Source organism: Halodesulfovibrio sp. (assembly GCF_015482765.1).
Taxonomy (GTDB): domain Bacteria; phylum Desulfobacterota; class Desulfovibrionia; order Desulfovibrionales; family Desulfovibrionaceae; genus Halodesulfovibrio.
Window position 1 is genome coordinate 56,671 of record NZ_JADMLB010000050.1, and the last position, 18,194, is coordinate 74,864.

At 47.2% G+C, this 18,194-nt stretch carries 19 protein-coding genes; all 19 read left to right on the forward strand.

Annotation, left to right across the window (positions count from 1 at the left end):
* Positions 1–38 precede the first annotated feature (38 nt).
* The gene (locus QZY95_RS07815) at positions 39–398 is read left to right on the forward strand and encodes a polymer-forming cytoskeletal protein (RefSeq protein WP_290921703.1); all 360 of its coding nucleotides are present in this window, start codon (positions 39–41) and stop codon (positions 396–398) included.
* Between the two features lie 522 nt (positions 399–920).
* Positions 921–1,337: an ATP synthase F0 subunit B gene (locus tag QZY95_RS07820; RefSeq protein WP_290921706.1), complete on the forward strand. Its 417-nt coding sequence runs from the start codon at positions 921–923 to the stop codon at positions 1,335–1,337.
* 76 nt (positions 1,338–1,413) lie between these two features.
* On the forward strand, positions 1,414–1,929 hold the full coding sequence (locus QZY95_RS07825; RefSeq protein ID WP_290921965.1) for an ATP synthase F0 subunit B: 516 nt from the start codon (positions 1,414–1,416) through the stop codon (positions 1,927–1,929).
* Entirely contained in the window at positions 1,926–2,477 is a 552-nt protein-coding gene (gene atpH / locus QZY95_RS07830; RefSeq protein ID WP_290921709.1) for an ATP synthase F1 subunit delta, read from the forward strand. The genes QZY95_RS07825 and atpH overlap by 4 nt, the downstream gene beginning before the upstream one ends.
* Positions 2,478–2,481: 4 nt before the next feature.
* Positions 2,482–3,990, forward strand: a complete 1,509-nt coding sequence (gene atpA, locus QZY95_RS07835; RefSeq protein WP_290921712.1) for a F0F1 ATP synthase subunit alpha — start codon at positions 2,482–2,484, stop codon at positions 3,988–3,990.
* A 16-nt stretch (positions 3,991–4,006) separates the two neighbouring features.
* The gene (locus QZY95_RS07840; protein ID WP_290921715.1) at positions 4,007–4,891 is read left to right on the forward strand and encodes a F0F1 ATP synthase subunit gamma; all 885 of its coding nucleotides are present in this window, start codon (positions 4,007–4,009) and stop codon (positions 4,889–4,891) included.
* 19 nt (positions 4,892–4,910) lie between these two features.
* Positions 4,911–6,320 carry a F0F1 ATP synthase subunit beta gene (gene atpD, locus QZY95_RS07845; protein WP_290921717.1) on the forward strand — a complete coding sequence of 470 codons (1,410 nt, stop codon included), beginning with the start codon at positions 4,911–4,913 and terminating at the stop codon, positions 6,318–6,320.
* A 20-nt stretch (positions 6,321–6,340) separates the two neighbouring features.
* On the forward strand, positions 6,341–6,745 hold the full coding sequence (locus QZY95_RS07850) for a F0F1 ATP synthase subunit epsilon (protein ID WP_290921720.1): 405 nt from the start codon (positions 6,341–6,343) through the stop codon (positions 6,743–6,745).
* Positions 6,746–6,980: 235 nt separating this feature from the next.
* Positions 6,981–8,354, forward strand: coding sequence for a bifunctional UDP-N-acetylglucosamine diphosphorylase/glucosamine-1-phosphate N-acetyltransferase GlmU (gene glmU, locus QZY95_RS07855; RefSeq protein WP_290921723.1), 1,374 nt, complete (start codon positions 6,981–6,983; stop codon positions 8,352–8,354).
* Between the two features lie 37 nt (positions 8,355–8,391).
* Complete coding sequence (locus QZY95_RS07860) at positions 8,392–8,628, forward strand: cell division protein ZapB (RefSeq protein ID WP_290921726.1); 237 nt, start codon at positions 8,392–8,394, stop codon at positions 8,626–8,628.
* 6 nt (positions 8,629–8,634) lie between these two features.
* Positions 8,635–8,922 (forward strand): cell division protein ZapA, encoded by a 288-nt coding sequence (locus QZY95_RS07865; protein ID WP_290921730.1) that lies wholly within the window; start codon positions 8,635–8,637, stop codon positions 8,920–8,922.
* 160 nt (positions 8,923–9,082) lie between these two features.
* The gene (gene rny, locus QZY95_RS07870; RefSeq protein ID WP_290921732.1) at positions 9,083–10,642 is read left to right on the forward strand and encodes a ribonuclease Y; all 1,560 of its coding nucleotides are present in this window, start codon (positions 9,083–9,085) and stop codon (positions 10,640–10,642) included.
* Between the two features lie 306 nt (positions 10,643–10,948).
* Positions 10,949–11,833 (forward strand): LytTR family DNA-binding domain-containing protein, encoded by an 885-nt coding sequence (locus QZY95_RS07875; RefSeq protein WP_290921736.1) that lies wholly within the window; start codon positions 10,949–10,951, stop codon positions 11,831–11,833.
* 1 nt (position 11,834) lies between these two features.
* Complete coding sequence (gene acs, locus QZY95_RS07880) at positions 11,835–13,808, forward strand: acetate--CoA ligase (RefSeq protein WP_290921739.1); 1,974 nt, start codon at positions 11,835–11,837, stop codon at positions 13,806–13,808.
* Between the two features lie 59 nt (positions 13,809–13,867).
* Complete coding sequence (purN, locus tag QZY95_RS07885; protein ID WP_290921742.1) at positions 13,868–14,542, forward strand: phosphoribosylglycinamide formyltransferase; 675 nt, start codon at positions 13,868–13,870, stop codon at positions 14,540–14,542.
* Positions 14,543–14,545: 3 nt separating this feature from the next.
* A complete protein-coding gene (locus QZY95_RS07890) occupies positions 14,546–15,517 on the forward strand; it encodes a LysR family transcriptional regulator (RefSeq protein ID WP_290921745.1) in 972 nt (323 codons plus the stop codon).
* Between the two features lie 12 nt (positions 15,518–15,529).
* Positions 15,530–16,108 (forward strand): AmmeMemoRadiSam system protein A, encoded by a 579-nt coding sequence (gene amrA / locus QZY95_RS07895; protein WP_290921748.1) that lies wholly within the window; start codon positions 15,530–15,532, stop codon positions 16,106–16,108.
* Positions 16,109–16,262: 154 nt separating this feature from the next.
* Positions 16,263–17,402, forward strand: a complete 1,140-nt coding sequence (locus tag QZY95_RS07900) for an MFS transporter (protein WP_290921752.1) — start codon at positions 16,263–16,265, stop codon at positions 17,400–17,402.
* Between the two features lie 79 nt (positions 17,403–17,481).
* Positions 17,482–17,976: a hypothetical protein gene (locus QZY95_RS07905; RefSeq protein ID WP_290921755.1), complete on the forward strand. Its 495-nt coding sequence runs from the start codon at positions 17,482–17,484 to the stop codon at positions 17,974–17,976.
* Positions 17,977–18,194: the final 218 nt, after the last annotated feature.

The window sequence follows — 18,194 nt, forward strand, 5'->3', positions numbered from 1 at the left end:
TTGATACGCAACGTGCGTGAGTAGAAAGGAGTCCCCCAATGGCTAAAGACGAAATCAACGCCTTTTTAGGTTCTGGCACCATTTACGAAGGCAAGCTGAACTTTCAGGGTTCTGTCCGCATCGACGGTAACTTCACCGGCGAAGTGTTCTCAGAAGGTACTCTGGTAGTTGGTAAAGATGCCAAAATGAAAGGCCAGATCCGTGTAAGCCAGATGATCCTGTCCGGACATATCACAGGGGAAGTATACGCTACAGACCGTGTTGTGCTGCACAAAACTGCAAACCTTGTAGGCACACTGCACACCCCTGCTCTTGTAATGGAAGAAGGCGCAAAAGTGGAAGGCCAAATCTCCATGAACGGTGCTTCTGAAGCTATGGTTACCGAACCGGCAGCATAACCAGTACCGGAAAATTCCTATTTGTAAAAAAAGTGTTATTCGGTGCTCTATTACCGAATATGATTTTTCCATCCCGATAACGGAAAAATCTTTAGATCAATGATCGCCAAAAAGGCAAATATTCTTCTGCTAGCTGCGGAAAAATATTTGCCTTTTTTTCGTTAGATTTGATGTTGAGAAATTCAACCAAAAATCATTCTTCGATGCTTTTTGATGTGTACGGTTACATTTTATAAAAAAACTTTCTCCACAACTTTTTACAACCATTATATATTTCTTCATCCCACCTTGTGCAATAATGCGCGCCTGCGTAACTCATCAAACTCACATAGTTAGGCAGATTAAACAGCCCCACTCGTGAATTGCAAATTTCGGGAACGCACGATTATCAAGCGTTCCCGAGCGACTGTTTAATTGCACAGTAACCCTTTTTTTTAAAAAAGGTTTTGACACAACATAGTGAATCAGCTAATTCGGAAACGACTTTGAGCTTAAATTCACAACCTCACCAAGGGAGCAGGCATGATCGATTTGGATATTACGTTACTTATCCAATTGGTGAACTTCCTCATCGTGCTGGTTGGCTTGAACGCACTCCTGATCCGCCCCATCCGGGAGATTATCAAGCAACGCCAGGACAAGATGTTAGGGTTGCTTGGCGACGCCGAACAGTTCGTCGAAGCCTCTGACTCCAAAATCAAGAACTACGAGAACGCTCTTGCTGAAGCGCGCAAAGCAGCTGTTGCTGAACGCGAAAAAGTAAAAGAGGCAGCTCTCGCTCAGGAAGCAGACATTGTAGCCAAGGCAACCGCAGACGCCCAGGCATCTATCGCTGCATCCAGAGAGAAAGTCGCTACCGATGTAGCTAAAGCAATGGATAGTCTGAAAGGGCAAGTGGGCGCTCTTGCAGAACAGACCATGGCAAAAGTACTCGGATAGCCGCGTAAGCGTTGAAGGAGGGTTCGCTTTGAACAAGCTGAGAACTATAGTCGGTGCATCGGCGCTGGTACTGCTTATGGCAGCTACCGCGTTCGCGTCAGCCGACGGACATGACTTACCGTGGGGTAACTTCGCATACCGCGTAATCACCCTCGCAGTCGTACTCGGCATCATCTGGTACAAAGGTGGAAGCAAAATCAAGAGCTTCTTTAATGGTCGTGCAGACGGCATTAAAGAAGAACTCGTTTCGCTCGAAACCCGTAAAGCAGATGCAAAAGCCAAGCTAGCTGATGTAGAACAGCGCATTGCCAATTTGGATGCAGAAGCCCAGAGCATCCTTGAAGAATACCGTAAACAGGGTGAAGCAGCTAAGGCTGCTATCATTGAGCGCGCTGAGAAGTCCGCTGCCCAGATTACGGAACAGGCAGGCAAAGCAGCTGAAAACGAAGTAAAGCAGGCGATGGAGCAGATGCGTGAAGAAATGGCAGACCTTGTTGCTACAGCTGCAGAGCAGATGATTGCTAAAAAGCTCGACAAGAAAGGCCATGAGGCACTCATCGATAAATACTTAACTAAGGTGGTGCTCAGTTGACCGGTAACATCATAGCACGCAGATATGCCAGGGCGCTATTCTCCCTCGGCAAGAAAGCTGGTTCTGAAGAACTGAAAGCTTTCGGCAAGGAGCTTGATGCACTGGCTGGAGTGATCAAGAGCACACCTGAGCTTGGCAAAATATTCCGGAATCCAATCATCTCTATTGATGAGAAAAAAGCTGTTTTGGCTTCTTTGCTGGATAAAGGACAGGTAAGCGCTATTTTCCGCAACTTCTGCAATTTGCTCGCGGATAAAGATCGTCTTTCCACCATTCCGGAAATTCAAGCCTTTTACAATGTTCTGCTTGATGCCGACCAGGGTGTTGTTCGCGGTGAACTTATTACCGCAATCAAACTTCCAAAGGCCAAGTGCGATAAAGTAAAATCCCAATTGGAAAAACAGGCTGGCCAAAAGCTGTTCCTGTCTTTCAGTACTGACAAATCCATTCTTGGCGGCGTTGTTCTGAAAGTAGGCGACAAGGTACTTGATGCTAGCCTTAGAGCACAGCTGGGTATCTTGAAAGAAAACATCAAGAGGGGTGAGTAGGGCCATGCAGATTAAAGCAGAAGAAATCTCCCAAATTATTGAAAGCCAGATCGAGAATTACGAACAGCGTGTAGAAATGAGCGAAACCGGTACCGTACTGTACGTAGGTGACGGTATTGCTCGTGTATACGGCGTTCGTAATGCTATGGCCATGGAGCTGCTGGAATTCCCAGGCGGCCTTATGGGCATGGTTCTTAACCTCGAAGAAGACAACGTTGGTGTTGCTCTTCTTGGCGACGACACAGGCGTAAAAGAAGGCGATCCGGTAAAACGTACCGGTCAGATCTTCTCTGTACCTGTTGGTGACGCAGTTATGGGTCGCGTTTTGAACCCACTGGGTCAGCCACTCGACGGTCTTGGACCAGTAGAAGCTGAAGAAGTTCGCCCTGTTGAACTTAAAGCTCCTGGTATCATCGCACGTAAATCCGTTCACGAGCCAATGCCTACCGGTATTAAAGCTATTGACGCAATGACCCCAGTAGGTCGTGGTCAGCGTGAACTGGTTATCGGTGACCGTCAGGTTGGTAAAACAGCAGTTTGTCTCGACGCTATTCTTGCACAGAAAAATACAGACATTCACTGCTTCTACGTAGCTATCGGTCAGAAAAAATCTACCGTTGCTCTTGTAGCAGATACCCTTAAGAAGCACGGCGCGATGGAATACACAACCATCATCTCCGCTACCGCTTCTGAGCCGGCACCACTGCAGTTTATTTCTGCATACACCGGTTGTACCATGGCTGAGCACTACCGTGACAACGGCAAACACGCACTCATCGTATATGATGATCTGTCCAAACAGGCTACTGCGTACCGCCAGATGTCTCTCTTGCTCCGTCGCCCTCCAGGACGTGAAGCGTTCCCGGGTGACGTATTCTACCTGCACTCCAGACTTCTTGAGCGTGCAGCTAAAGTTAACGACGATCTCGGCGCTGGTTCAATGACTGCTCTGCCTATCATTGAAACTCAGGCCGGTGACGTATCTGCATACATTCCTACCAACGTAATTTCTATTACTGACGGTCAGGTATACCTCGAGCCTAACCTCTTCAACGCCGGTATCCGCCCTGCGATTAACGTAGGTCTTTCCGTATCCCGTGTTGGTGGTGCTGCTCAGATTAAGGCTATGAAGCAGGTTGCAGGTACTATGCGTCTTGATCTTGCTCAGTACCGTGAACTCGCAGCGTTTGCTCAGTTCGGTTCTGACCTTGATAAAGCTACTCAGGCTAAACTGAATCGCGGTGCCCGTCTCGTTGAGCTGCTCAAGCAGCCTCAGTACGAGCCAATGGAATTCTGCGAGCAGGTTGCTTCTATGTACGCTGCTACTCGTGGCTTCATGGATGACGTTGAAGTTGATAAGATTCGTGAATTCGAAGCTGGATATCTCGACTTCCTGCGTACTTCCAAGTCCGACATTCTTGCTGACCTCAAAGATCGTGCAGTAATTGACGATGACATTGAAGGTCGCCTGAAAGCCGCTATTGACGAGTTCAAAAAAAGCTTTAGCGCTTAAGGATTGGAGGTAGTTTATGCCTTCATTGAAAGATGTCCAACTACAGATTGCCGGGGTAAAGAAAACCAAGCAGATCACAAAAGCAATGAACATGGTTGCTTCTGCGAAACTGCGCGGTGCCCAGTCCCGTATCGAACGCTTCCGCCCTTATGCGGAAAAATTCTACGAGATGCTGGGAGATCTTGCCAGCAAGGCTGACGAGAATGCACATCCACTGCTTGAAGTCCGTGAGGAAATCAAAACATGTGCGATTGTGCTTGCAACTTCCGACCGCGGTCTTTGCGGTAGCTTTAACGCAGGTCTTATTTCTAAGGCCGAAAAGCTCGCAAAAGCAAAAACTGCTGAAGGTAAAGACGTTAAATTCTACTGCGTAGGTAAGAAAGGACGCGACTTTGCTCAGAAATCCGAATTTGACCTTGTAAAAGGTTACCCGGATGCCATGGGCCACTTCGACTTCTCTCTTGCAAACGAGCTGGGAATGGAAGTTATCCACGCCTACCTCACCGGTGAATTTGATGAAGTTGTACTCATTTACGGCGAATTCGTAAGCATGGGTAAACAGGTTCCTGTTGAACAACAGATCCTGCCTATGTCCTCTGAAGAAGCACCTGAGGTTGAAGAAGAAACCACAGGCGTGAAAAAAGAGTTTATTTACGAACCAGCTGTAGAAGGTCTTCTTGCAGAGCTTCTGCCCCGCTTTATTAAGGTCCAGATTTACCGTGGTCTGCTTGATACATCTGCATCTGAGCATGCAGCACGTATGGCAGCCATGGATAACGCCACAAAGAACTGTGACGAAATGGTTGATAACCTGACACTTATCTATAACAAGACCCGTCAGGCCGCCATTACCAGTGACCTAATGGATATTGTCGGTGGCGCTGAAGCGCTGAAAGGATAAGTAAGGGAGCGAATAAGCTATGGCTAACGTAGGTAAAATCGTTCAGGTTATCGGCGCGGTTGTTGATATCGAATTTGCCGATGGCAACCTGCCGAATATTCTGAATGCTGTTAAAATTGATAACCCGAATAACACCGACGCCCCTGTGCTCATTTGTGAAGTAGCACAGCACCTTGGCGACAACGTAGTTCGTACCATCGCAATGGACGCTACTGAAGGTCTTGTTCGTGGTATGGAAGCAACTGACTCTGGTGACGCTATTACTGTACCAGTTGGTGACGCTTCCCTTGGCCGCATCATGAACGTTGTTGGTGAACCAGTGGATGAAATGGGTCCAATTGACGCTAAAAAGCGTATGCCTATTCACCGCCCGGCTCCGGACTTTACCGAGCAGGACACCAACGTTGAAGTTCTTGAAACCGGCATTAAAGTTGTAGACCTTCTCATTCCATTCCCTAAGGGTGGTAAAATGGGTCTCTTCGGTGGTGCGGGTGTAGGTAAAACCGTTATTCTCATGGAAATGATTAACAACATCGCTAAGCAGCACGGTGGTATCTCCGTGTTCGCGGGTGTTGGTGAGCGTACTCGTGAAGGTAACGACCTTTACCACGAAATGAAGGACGCGGGCGTTCTTGAGAAAGCTGCCCTCGTTTACGGTCAGATGAACGAACCTCCGGGAGCACGTGCACGTGTTGCGCTTACTGCTCTCACCTGTGCGGAATACTACCGTGATGAAGAGAACCAGGACGTGCTTCTCTTCGTTGACAACATCTTCCGCTTTACTCAGGCTGGTTCCGAAGTATCTGCTCTCCTCGGTCGTATGCCATCTGCGGTAGGTTACCAGCCTACTCTCGGTACTGACCTTGGTGGCCTGCAGGAACGTATTACATCCACAACCAAAGGTTCTATTACCTCTGTTCAGGCTGTATACGTACCTGCTGATGACTTGACTGACCCTGCTCCGGCAACCACATTCTCTCACCTTGACGGTACTCTCGTACTTTCCCGTCAGATTGCGGAACTTGGTATTTACCCAGCGGTAGACCCGCTTGACTCTACCTCCCGTATTCTTGACCCGAACGTTGTAGGTGAAGAACACTATGCTATCGCTCGTGAAGTGCAGATGATTCTCCAGAAGTACAAAGATCTTCAGGACATCATCGCAATTCTCGGTATGGACGAACTCTCTGATGAAGACCAGCTCGTTGTAGCACGTGCTCGTCGTATTCAGCGTTTCCTTTCCCAGCCGTTCCACGTAGCGGAAGTATTTACCGGCACCCCTGGTGAATACGTTAAACTTGAAGACACCATCAAAGGCTTCCGCGGCATTCTTGACGGTGACTACGACCACATGGCCGAAAACGACTTCTACATGGTCGGCGGCATCGAAATGGCTATCGAGAAGTACAACCAGGGTCAGCAGGCTTAATCCCTAAAAGGAGCTGACTTATGGAAAATACACTTCGTCTCGAGATTGTTACGCCAGATCGGCTCGTACTTAGCGAAGATGTGGACTACGTAGGTGCGCCTGGTTACGACGGTGAATTTGGTATCCTTCCAAATCACATCCCGTTCCTCGCTGCCCTGCAAATCGGTCCTTTGCATTACAACATTGGCGGACAGACACGTTACGTGTTTATCTCCGGTGGTTTTGCAGAGATCTCCGATAACAAGGTAACCGTCCTTGCTGAGGCTGCCGAACGCGCTGAAGATATCGATATCGATCGTGCGCGTCAGGCTAAGGAGCGTGCTGAGCAGCGCATGTCCATGGAAATGGACTCCGTTGACTACGCTCGTGCACGAGCAGCTCTTGCTCGTTCACTCCATCGCCTCAAACTGCTTGATTCTGAATAAGATTCAGATAATCGCAATATAAAAAGCAGGCTGTTTTCGAACAGCCTGCTTTTTTTATACCTAATAATTTCAAACAACTGCACACTAAAAAACTCTCCATAGCCCCGTCGAGAGCCTCCTTCTGGTCATTTTCTTATAATCATCTATTATACGTTTCTACTAGACAAGCCCCCGTTCACACACGTAGTACATATGCGTTAGAAGTACTTGTTACCATGTTATCTCAGGAGTAATAATGTCTGCCAGAGAAACAATCGGAGCACTTGTGCTTGCCGCGGGTAAAGGTACCCGTATGCATTCTGACAAGCCTAAGGTTCTACAGGAACTCTTGGGCGCACCTATGCTCCGTTATGTATATACAGCGTTAGATCCGCTCTTCGGTGAAGGAATCTGGACTGTTATCGGCCATAAAGCCGAAATGATTGAACAGGCTTTCGCCGGAGAAGAACGAAACTTTATTCATCAAACCGAACAGCTCGGCACAGGGCACGCACTGCAAACAGCATGGGACGAACTCTTAGAGTCCGGCCTTTCCCATGTCCTTGTTATTAATGGCGACACCCCGCTGCTGCCGCAGCCTCGACTCATCAACTTCCTCAAAGAGTCTTTAGCCAGTAACGCTGATATTGGCTTCATGACCCTTACCCTTCCGCAACCCGGCTCGTTCGGCCGCGTTGTACGCCATCTGGGCGATGTTGCCGCAATCATCGAAGCAAAAGACTACGACGAAGGACTGCATGGTCCTGAACCCCGTGAAATTAACGCAGGTATTTATCTGCTTAAAATTGCAAGTGTTGCACCGCTTCTCAAACGCCTTAGCAATGAGAACCAAAGCGGTGAATACTATATTACCGATCTCGTAGGATTTGCTGTAGAAGAGCAACTGACAGTCACAGGTGTTGACTGTGGTAACGATCCGCACCTTCTCGGCATTAACAATCCTGCAGAACTTGTTCGCTCTGAATCTCTGCTTCGCGCCAATCTCGTTATGGAATGGCTCGAACAAGGTGTTACCATCCACGCGCCGGAATACGTCCGCCTCGGACCTATGGTAACGCTTGAACCGGGTGCAATATTGCACGGTCCATGTGAACTTTATGGAAAAACCCATGTGGCGCGCGGTGCGGAAATTTATTCTAACACTTGGATTAAAGATTCCACTTTAGCGGAAGGATGTGCTATTCATCCATTTAGCCACCTTGAAGGCGCAACCGTTGGTAAAGACTGTACAGCAGGTCCTTACGCACGGCTTCGTCCGGGTGCTGTCATGGAACAAAGTTCCAAAGTCGGTAACTTTGTTGAAATGAAAAAATCCGTATTAGGAGAAGGCTCTAAAGCAAACCACTTTACTTACCTTGGCGATGCTGAAGTAGGTACAGCTGTAAACATCGGTGCCGGTACTATTACCTGCAACTACGACGGTGTGAACAAGCATAAAACAACCATCGAAGACGGCGCCTTTATCGGCTCCAATACTTCGCTGGTAGCTCCGGTTTGCGTAGGGAAAAACGCCCTTGTAGGAGCAGGCTCCGTTATAACTAAAGATATTCCTGAAAACACTATTGCTGTTGCTCGAGGCAAGCAGAAAAACTTGCCCAAAAAATGCTAGTATTGATTTCTCGTACCAAAAAGGATAGTTAAAGCTTATGGAACTTATAGACCGTTTAGAACAAAGACTGGAATCTCTTCTTGAAGAAGTTGAAACACTTAAGAGCGAAAACATTCAGCTTAAAGAAGAAGTTGAAGTGAGCCTTTCCGTATTGGAAGAGGAAAATCGTTCCCTTAAAGAAGAACTGGAACAGGAACGTTCCACCAAAGAAGCTGTCATGGGCCGCATCGATGGTCTGTTGTCTAAGCTTTCTAACCCTTCAGACACACTGTAACAAACTATGCGCAGCTTCAATCTGAAGATACTCGGCACAGAGGTCTCTTTCAAATCTGAAACCGACCATGATACTGTCGAACGGGCTAAAATCCTCGTAGAGGATCGCTATAATGCGCTCTATAGCCCGGGAATGCCTATCAGCAAGGAAAAGTTGCTCACCTTCCTTGTCTTAGGCCTTGCCGATGATTACTTACAGACTTCAGATAAACTGGCAGCGCTTGAAGCACGATTAGAACGATTAACAACGAGAGTGGAAGGCTGCGCGGATACAGACGCAGCATCGCAGGAATAAGCGTCGTTACGACAGTTGTTCTGCAAAACGCCACTGCTATTTGCAAAGCAGTCAGTCGGGGCTTTTTTTCACTCTCACTTTATATATAAATGCACATCTGTGCTCTAAACTTGTACATCTCAGGTTCTAAGAACCTGTGTGTAATAACGGGAGAAAAGGTATGGGTCTGATCTCATTCGGACTCGTCCTTGTTGGTGCTATTATTGGAGCTGGCTCCGGATACGCACTGCATAAAGTTGTTTCCTCTAAGCGAATGGGTGACGCAAAGGAACTTTCCACACGCATCATTGAAGAGGCTCGCAAGGAAGCACAGGCTCAAAAGAAAGAAATCATTCTTCAGGGTCAGGACGAGATTTACAAACAAAAGCGCGAAATTGAGCGTGAATTTAAAGACCGTGAAAATGAAACAAAAACTCGCGACCGTAAAATTCAAGAACTCAGCGAACGCGTAGAACGCAAACGCGAACAGGCAAACCAGAAAGAGCAGGAACTGCTTTCTCTGGAAAAAGACCTCACCCGCAAAGAGCGTAAACTCGAAGATAAAATTACTCTGCTTGATTCCAAACTGGACGAGCAGGAATTAAAATTACAAGAAGTATCAGGTCTTACCATCGAAGAAGCAAAAGAACGCCTCTTCACAGAAGTGGAAGCACGCACCAAGCATGAAGCCGCTAAAATGGTTCGCCAGATCGAAATGGAAGCAAAAGAGACTGCAAACCGCAAGTCTCAGCACATTATTGCTACCGCTATCCAGCGCTACGCAGGTGACTACGTCGGTGAACAGACTGTTACTGCTGTTACCCTGCCAAGCGAAGATATGAAGGGTCGTATTATTGGTCGTGAAGGCCGCAACATCCGCGCTATTGAAGCAGCAACCGGTGTTGACCTCATTATCGATGATACTCCGGAAACCGTAATTCTTTCAGCGTACAGCCCGCTTCGTCGCCAGATTGCCAAAATGGCTCTTGAGCGTCTTATCAGCGATGGCCGTATCCACCCTGCACGCATTGAAGATGTTGTTCGCAAAGTGGAGCAGGAACTGGAAGTACAGCTTCGCGAAGTTGGTGAACAGGCTACCTTCGACGCTGGTGTTCACGGTATCCACCCAGAGCTTATCAAGTTCCTTGGTCAGCTCAAGTACCGTACAAGTTTCTCCCAGAATGTGCTTCAGCACTCTCTGGAAGTATCTTCCCTCTGTGGAATGATGGCTGCCGAGCTTGGTCTTGATGTTAAAAAGGCTAAACGCGCAGGCCTGCTGCACGACCTTGGTAAAGCTGTCGACCACGAAGTGGAAGGACCACACGCACTCATCGGTGCTGACCTTGCGAAAAAATACGGTGAAGCAAAAGACATCGTGCATGCAATTGCAGCGCACCATGAAGACACTCCACCGACTACAGCACTTGCTGTTCTCGTTCAGGCTGCGGACTCCCTTTCCGGTGCACGCCCTGGCGCTCGTAAAGAGCTGCTCGAGAACTATGTAAAACGCCTCGAAGAACTCGAAGGCATTGCAACAGCATTTGACGGCGTAGCAAAAGCATACGCTATTCAGGCTGGTCGCGAAATCCGCGTTATGGTTAACTCCGATAACGTTGATGATGATTCCACCTACCTGCTCTGTAAAGAGATTGCTGATAAGATTGAAAACAATCTTACCTACCCGGGTCAGATTCGCGTTACTGTAATTCGCGAACGCCGCGCAGTAGGCTTTGCAAAATAGCAAGACGCTCTACTCAGAATGTAAAAAAGGCCGTACACTGTGCGGCCTTTTTTTATAGCTTTAAACCATCAGCAGATCCGTTTCCTCAACAAGCCTCCCCCTCACGTATCCCTTCTACCGGTTCTTCCTAACTAATTATTCTTCCAACGCTGTTACCCTTTGCCGATTACAAGGTCTTTCGGTATAAATTCACTGAGTAAACAGACAAGAACGGGTTTCCCTTCACATGATGCTGTTGAGAATGTATTGTTGTCAGAGTCAGATACTTTCTTTTTTCTTTCAGCTATCTAATCACGGTTGCCAACTATGTTACCAACACTTCTTGTTCATCCGGATCCAGAAATCCGCGCACAGCTTCGAACTTTCTTCGAACCTGTTGATTTTGTGCGAATAGTGGGCGAGGCCGTGCATGTAGACGAGGCTCTTGAGCTACTCGGAGCAATTGAATACGCAGTTCTTGTAGTGGCTGTGTCCATAAAAGAACCTCGTGACGGATTCGAACTTACCCGCCGCCTTCGCGGACGTACAAAACAACCTGCTCTTATTTTTCTTGCCGATAATGAAGATGATGCGTTCACCGCGTTCGAACTGGATGCAACAGATTATCTCATTTTCCCGTGCACAGAGGAACGCTTCGCACGCTCTGTGTCACGATTGGAACAATTCAGAATGCATTTCAATCTCGCGCAGGAACCTTCTACCCAATGGCAAGAGCCGACCGTTCGGGATTCTTCAGAAGATATTCCTGAAGAACCGGAGCAAACGTTACAACTTCCTTTAGAAGAAGATGAGCAGGATCAGTTCCTCCATGCCTTACGACAAGCATGGGAACTTACAGAAAAATTCCGTCCCGCAGAAATTGAGAAACTGGCAATAACATCGGGCGGACGCACTATGTTGCTGCCCTATAATGAGATTATTTTTATAGAAGCAAATGAAGACTATACATATGTCCACACAGCTTCAGGAAAACATCTCACCTCTTACCGATTAAAAATCCTCGAAGCCAGACTGCGACCACATAATTTTTTCCGGGCACATCGTAAGTTTCTTGTAAACCTTGACATGGTGACCGAGATCGCATCGTTACCCGGTTCCAACTTTATGTTACGCACAGCCGGACGAACCCGTATTGAAATTCCTATCAGCCGCAGGCGGTTAGGTGAACTCAAACAAGTTTTGGGACTATAGCATGACAGACAACACACAACCAACTTCTAACGGCACAGTTGAATCCCTGTTAACGGAACAACGCGTTTTCCGTCCTTTGCCGCGTGTTATTGCAGATTCTGCTGTAAATCCCGCTGATCTAAAGCATGCCCACGAAAAAGCCAACGCAAACAGTCTGGCATATTGGGAAGACGCAGCAGAGCGCCTTCAGTGGTACCGCCGCTGGGATACCGTTCTCAACGAAACCGATGCACCTTTCTATAAATGGTTCTACGGCGCACGATGCAATATCGTTCATAACGCTTTGGACAGACACATCACATCGGGCAATCGAAACAAGCTTGCTCTTATTTGGGAAGGCGAACCGGGGGATACCAAACGGCTGACCTATTTTGAGCTGTACCGAGAGGTCAATAAATGCGCTAACGCCCTGCGCGACCTTGGCGTTTCAAAAGGAGACAGGGTTGTCATCTACCTCCCCTCCTTGCCGGAAACTGTTATCTCTATGCTGGCTGCCGCAAAAATCGGAGCAATACACAGTGTTGTTTTCGCGGGATTTTCAGCCAACGCGCTTGCAGAACGTATTGAAGATGCCAAGCCGAAAATTGTAATCACTGTTGATGCCTTTTACCGTAACGGACGAATCCTTACGCTGAAGCCCCTCGTTGATGAAGCGCTTGAGCAGGTTGAACATGTGGTCGATCACACAATTGTTGTCCACCGAACCCATGTCACTGTAAACATGACGCCTGACAAAGACCTCTGGTGGCATGACGTTATGCGCGGCAAGTCGTACGAAGCGATCACTGAAACCATGGACGCAACAGACCCACTCTTTATGCTGTACACCTCCGGTACAACAGATAAACCTAAAGGGGTGGTACATTCGCATGGCGGCTACATGGTTGGGGTACATCACACATTCACACAAGTTTTCGATAACAATCCTACTGATATTTTTTGGTGTACTGCTGATGTAGGTTGGATTACAGGACACTCCTACGTTGTGTACGGCCCGCTCATGGCAGGAACAACAACATTTATTTATGAAGGACATCCTCTCTACCCTGAAGCCGGTCGCCTCTGGTCTGTAGTTGAGCGCTGGGGAATTTCAGTACTCTATACTGTCCCGACACTCATCCGTATGCTTATGCGCTTCGGAGAACAATACGCTCTGCGACACGATCTCAGCACATTGCGACTGCTTGGCACTGTAGGCGAACCAATATCACCCGAGGCTTGGGTGTGGTTCCACAAACACATAGGTAAAGGGCAATGCCCTCTGCTCGATACTTGGTGGCAGACAGAAACTGGTATGATTATGATTTCTCCATACCCTATTTCCGTGCTCAAACCCGGTTCTGTAGCAAAACCGCTCCCTGCCATTGATATCGATATTGTTGATGATACGGGCACCCCTGTTCCAACAGGCAAAGGCGGCTACCTTGTCATCAAAAAACCGTGGCCTGCTATGATCACCACATTGTTTAACGATGATGAGGCGTACAAAGACATGTACTGGTCACGCTTCCCCGGATATTACTGCTCCGGAGATATTGCCCGCAGGGACGAGGACGGATACATATGGCTCCAAGGTAGAGCAGATGATGTTATTATGATCGCAGGACACCGAATAGGAACTGCGGAGTTCGAAGCAGCGCTTGCCACACACCCTTTGGTTGCGGAATGTGCAGTTATCGGCATGCCGGATTCAATTCGTGGTGAAGTTGCAAAAGCGTTTGTCGTGCTAAAAGAACAGACAGATACACTGTACTTTATGGACGAAGAAGAAGAAACTGAGCAGCAACTTATCGAACATGTCAGGGCGGAACTCGGTTCCATTGCCGTTATCGGATCAGTGGATATCCGCGATGCTCTGCCGCGAAACCGCAGCGGAAAAATTATGCGCCGTCTCCTTCGTGCCGAAGCAACAGGCAGTGACCTCGGAGACACAAGCACTCTGGAAGAAGATCCTTTCTGGGCAACGGTAAAGTAGTTCAAAATTCTTTCATTACTGACAGAGACCTTTCGTAGTTAATTTTTATCGGAGACAACATGGCATTAAAAATAGCAGTACTTGCATCGGGCTCCGGCTCAAACTTACAATCTATTATTGATGCCGTAGAACGTGGCGCTCTGGACGCTGAAATCAGTCTGGTTTTATGCAATCGTTCTGATGCATTTGCACTGGAACGTGCTAAAAAAGCAGGAATCCCGACAGCAACGATACTTCATGCGGAGTATGAAAACAGAGAAGCCTTTGATGCAGCAATGATCGAGCGAATAGAGTCAGCAGGTGCAGAACTTGTAGTACTTGCAGGGTTCATGCGCATTCTGACTCCTTTGTTTATTCAAACATTCGCAGGAAAAATCATTAATATCCATCCGGCGCTTCTCCCCTCTTTTAAAGGTGCACACGGCATAGCAGATGCTGTGGAGTACGGGGTCACGTTAGCCGGATGCACCGTACATTTCGTTGACGAAATTATGGACAATGGTGCTATCATAGCACAGGCAGTTGTACCGTTTTCCTCTGAAGAATCCGTAGAAACCGTTCAGAAACGTGTGCTGGCATTCGAACATCGAATCTATCCACAGGTTTTACAATGGATTGCATCAGGGCGCGTTACCCAAAACGGTCGAAAAGTAACCGTGCAGGAAACCGGCTTGCCGAAAGTGACATCAGACGGCAGCTTTATTGTTTCACCTCAATTAGAAGATGGATTTTAGGGAATGAATATAGGGCGAGTTAATCTGGCTTCAGTAAACCTCAACCTGCTGGTTGCGCTAAAGGCGTTGCTCGATGAAGGCAACGTAACGCGGGCAGCAAGCCGCTTAAATATTACCCAGAGCGGAATGAGTAAAAACCTCCGTCACCTGCGGGAACTTTTTGACGACCCTTTGCTTGTACGCAGTGGAAACAGCTTTGCCCTTACCGAACGGGCTGTTGAACTAAGCCAGAACCTCGAACGCATTTTAGGTGAGGTAACAGAACTGCTTGATCGAAGCAGCTTTGAACCGGCGGAATGCACTCGCACATTCACCTTTGCAACATCCGATTATGTTGCAGAATATATCTTCCCGAATGTACTGGAAAGCTACCGAAAAGTTGCTCCCAATATCTCTATCAAATTGGAGATGTCTGATGAAACAACCATCGGTAAGCTATCAACCGGCTCCTACGATTTAATCACATCAATGCTGGATTCCCAGTATCAGGGACTCCATCACCTAGTGATCGGGCGTGACCAGTTTGCATGCTGTATGCGCAAAGATCATCCTCTCATGCAACGAGGAGGCGGTCTTTCGCTCAATGAATACTGCACACTGGATCATGCAGCCATCACCGGCGGCGGCGATAAAGTCCACGTTATTGATGCAGAATTAGCAAAGATCGGCCAAAGGCGCTCCGTACGTTTTGCAGCCCCTTTGTATACGACAGTTTGTAAAGTAGTCAGCCGTTCTGATATGATTGCAACCATGCCGAGCCACATCGCAAGTAATCTTGCACCGGAGTTCGGTCTGTCTTGGTGCGCTCTGCCTTTCTATATAGAATCGTTTGACTATACGATTGCATGGCATGAGCGCCAGCACCACGACGCATCGCACATCTGGTTTAGAAATATGATGCAGAAGCTTATCCAATCAAGCCTTTACAGCCATATGGCACAGGAAGCCCCCAGAGACATCTTGTGCGTTTTATAAACGGAGAAAAGTATGAGTAATCCAAAAGCTGACGTGAGCAACCTGTCATTATCTACTGACGATAAGCAATACCTGCGCAATCTCGTACGGTGGAGTATTACCACATACTTTAACGGCTCACGTACTCTGGACGAAACGTCTATCCCAAAATCAGCGAATCCCCTTTTGAGTGAAGAGCTGGGAGCCTTTGTTACTCTGAAAAAAAACGGGGCACTGCGCGGCTGTATTGGTAATGTTGTCGGGCAGGGGCCTCTTTTTATGACGGTAGCACGCATGGCACGTGCTGCTGCATTTGAAGACCCACGCTTTCCTCCAATTACCGAAACAGAATTCTCCGAGCTTTCCATTGAAATATCAATCATGGGTCCTATTACCCTCTGCCCTGATACAGAGCGTATTGAAATCGGCAAACACGGACTGATTATGCAGCACGGTTCCCGTTCAGGACTTCTTCTCCCGCAAGTTCCAGTTGAATGGAACTGGGATCGCAAAACATTCCTCGAACAAACCTGCCGGAAAGCTGGGCTTGCGCCAACCATGTGGGAACATCCAGATACAAAAATATATTGGTTTGAAGCATATATAGTCTAACTTCCCCACAACCAACCATCTTTAATACATGTACTTTTCTCAGGTACATGCATAATCTTGCTTGCTTGGACAACCAATATCTTGCATTATCGTGCCGCGCACGTGGGTGTGCGCAGTAATTTTCACTATTTTGCACGACATTCTGGAGCCTACCATGTCCGACGCAGACCGCCGCCGAATGTATATTTTTCTGCTTGTTATGACCGTTGCAGTTGCTGCGGGCTTCCAAGCATGGCGCACTCTCTACAATAACTTTGCAGTAGATGTAGTAGGACTCACAGGGCAGCAGATTGGTATCATTCAATCCGTCCGAGAAATTCCGGGTTTTCTTGCCCTGCTTGTCATTTACCTTCTGCTCTTCATTGCTGAACACCGCCTTGCCCCTATATCTATAGCCATTCTAGGACTTGGAGTGGGGCTGACCGGTTCAATGCCAACGTACCACGGCATGCTTATCACCACACTCATCATGAGTTTCGGTTTTCATTACTATGAAACGGTGAACCAATCCCTTACCCTCCAATACTTTGACCTGAAAGAAGCACCAGTCATTATGGGAAGACTACGGGCAATGGGGTCGGCAACAAACCTTGTTGTCGGTGGTGCAATTTTCTTACTCAGCATGGCACTCGATTTTAAAGAGCTGTTCTGGCTGTTCGGTATTATTGTAATTTTGGCAGCTTGCTGGTGCCTTACCCAAAACCCGACTTCAGATAATGTTGTTCCGCAACATAAAAAAATGGTTTTCCGCTGGCGCTACTGGCTGTTTTACCTGCTCAACTTTTTTGCAGGTGCACGTCGTCAGATCTTTGTTGCGTTTGCTGTCTTCCTTATGGTCGAGAAATTTAAATTCACCATTCAGGAAGTTACTATTCTGTTTATCGTTAACAACATCATTAACTGGTGGCTTTCTCCTGCTATTGGCAGAGCCGTTAACAAATTCGGCGAACGTAAAGTGCTTTCGCTGGAATATGCAGCCATGGTTGTTGTTTTTATTTCGTATGCATATGTTGAATCAAAAATGCTTGTGGCGTTTCTCTATGTTCTCGACCACATCTTTTTTAACTTCTCACTTGCCATCAAATCATATTTCCAAAAAATTGCAGACCCTTCAGACATTGCTCCCTCAATGGCAGTCAGCTTTACCATCAACCACATTGCGGCTGTTATAATTCCTGCCTTGGGAGGCATGCTCTGGATGGTTGATTATAAAATTCCATTTATTGCAGCAGCAGGAATTGCCTGTATCTCGCTCTTCCTTGTGCAGTTTATCCGCACACCGGATGTAAACTGATACAAGGCACCACTGACATTACTCAAAGTACATGCTACACAAACTCATGCTGCATATAACACGACATAAGGAGAAACCGGTGAAACGTATATTCTACTTCGTACTTATTTGTATTTTAAGCATCGCTCTTCCTGCTTTTGCAGAAGAAGCTCCAAAAACAACCAAGGCGCCACAAGCAAGTCAGGCTAGCAAACCAAAAGCTGACACTCCGGCTCCGGTAACATCCCGCACAACTCCGATTTTTATCGGACAAGCAGGAGCAGATAACTTAGGCTCCATGCTTGCGTTTGAACTCAAAAGCGCATGCAACACTTCCAGCCTGTTCAAAATGACAGGGGAAGATGTTCCAAAAATTACTGTTATGATCACAACCATGTCAGAATTTGCAGATCGACCTGCAATCGGCTCTGTGTACAGTATTGTGTGGGTCTTTTCTGAGAACTCAAACAACCTGAAATATTTCCTCGCTCAGGACACTGGTATCGTAACCGCAGACAACGTCAAAATGCTTGCAACATCCATCGCAAACAAAACTGACCAGATAGCTTTGCAATACGGGTACTTGTTTGAATAACAACGCCCTTTTGAACCGTGTTAAAAAAAGCAAAGGAGCAGTGATTTTTTTCACTGCTCCTTTTTTTATGGTTATTCTTGGTTAGTTATAGTTATCTATTTCCTTAGTATAAAATGATATTCAATTAATTCAGCTAGTAATGCTAAGCATTTTTTCAATGTGCCATTTTGGAAGCAGGTATTTTTGGTTTCCTTTAGTCAGAAAATATGGTTACACCT

What these genes read in the sequence shown, in the direction of transcription:
- QZY95_RS07815 (WP_290921703.1), top strand. Translation starts at nt 39, where the DNA reads ATGGCTAAAGACGAAATCAACGCCTTTTTAGGTTCTGGCACCATTTAC.
- QZY95_RS07820 (WP_290921706.1), top strand. Translation starts at nt 921, where the DNA reads ATGATCGATTTGGATATTACGTTACTTATCCAATTGGTGAACTTCCTC.
- QZY95_RS07825 (WP_290921965.1), top strand. Translation starts at nt 1,414, where the DNA reads ATGGCAGCTACCGCGTTCGCGTCAGCCGACGGACATGACTTACCGTGG.
- atpA (WP_290921712.1), top strand. Translation starts at nt 2,482, where the DNA reads ATGCAGATTAAAGCAGAAGAAATCTCCCAAATTATTGAAAGCCAGATC.
- QZY95_RS07840 (WP_290921715.1), top strand. Translation starts at nt 4,007, where the DNA reads ATGCCTTCATTGAAAGATGTCCAACTACAGATTGCCGGGGTAAAGAAA.
- atpD (WP_290921717.1), top strand. Translation starts at nt 4,911, where the DNA reads ATGGCTAACGTAGGTAAAATCGTTCAGGTTATCGGCGCGGTTGTTGAT.
- QZY95_RS07850 (WP_290921720.1), top strand. Translation starts at nt 6,341, where the DNA reads ATGGAAAATACACTTCGTCTCGAGATTGTTACGCCAGATCGGCTCGTA.
- glmU (WP_290921723.1), top strand. Translation starts at nt 6,981, where the DNA reads ATGTCTGCCAGAGAAACAATCGGAGCACTTGTGCTTGCCGCGGGTAAA.
- QZY95_RS07860 (WP_290921726.1), top strand. Translation starts at nt 8,392, where the DNA reads ATGGAACTTATAGACCGTTTAGAACAAAGACTGGAATCTCTTCTTGAA.
- QZY95_RS07865 (WP_290921730.1), top strand. Translation starts at nt 8,635, where the DNA reads ATGCGCAGCTTCAATCTGAAGATACTCGGCACAGAGGTCTCTTTCAAA.
- rny (WP_290921732.1), top strand. Translation starts at nt 9,083, where the DNA reads ATGGGTCTGATCTCATTCGGACTCGTCCTTGTTGGTGCTATTATTGGA.
- QZY95_RS07875 (WP_290921736.1), top strand. Translation starts at nt 10,949, where the DNA reads ATGTTACCAACACTTCTTGTTCATCCGGATCCAGAAATCCGCGCACAG.
- acs (WP_290921739.1), top strand. Translation starts at nt 11,835, where the DNA reads ATGACAGACAACACACAACCAACTTCTAACGGCACAGTTGAATCCCTG.
- purN (WP_290921742.1), top strand. Translation starts at nt 13,868, where the DNA reads ATGGCATTAAAAATAGCAGTACTTGCATCGGGCTCCGGCTCAAACTTA.
- QZY95_RS07890 (WP_290921745.1), top strand. Translation starts at nt 14,546, where the DNA reads ATGAATATAGGGCGAGTTAATCTGGCTTCAGTAAACCTCAACCTGCTG.
- amrA (WP_290921748.1), top strand. Translation starts at nt 15,530, where the DNA reads ATGAGTAATCCAAAAGCTGACGTGAGCAACCTGTCATTATCTACTGAC.
- QZY95_RS07900 (WP_290921752.1), top strand. Translation starts at nt 16,263, where the DNA reads ATGTCCGACGCAGACCGCCGCCGAATGTATATTTTTCTGCTTGTTATG.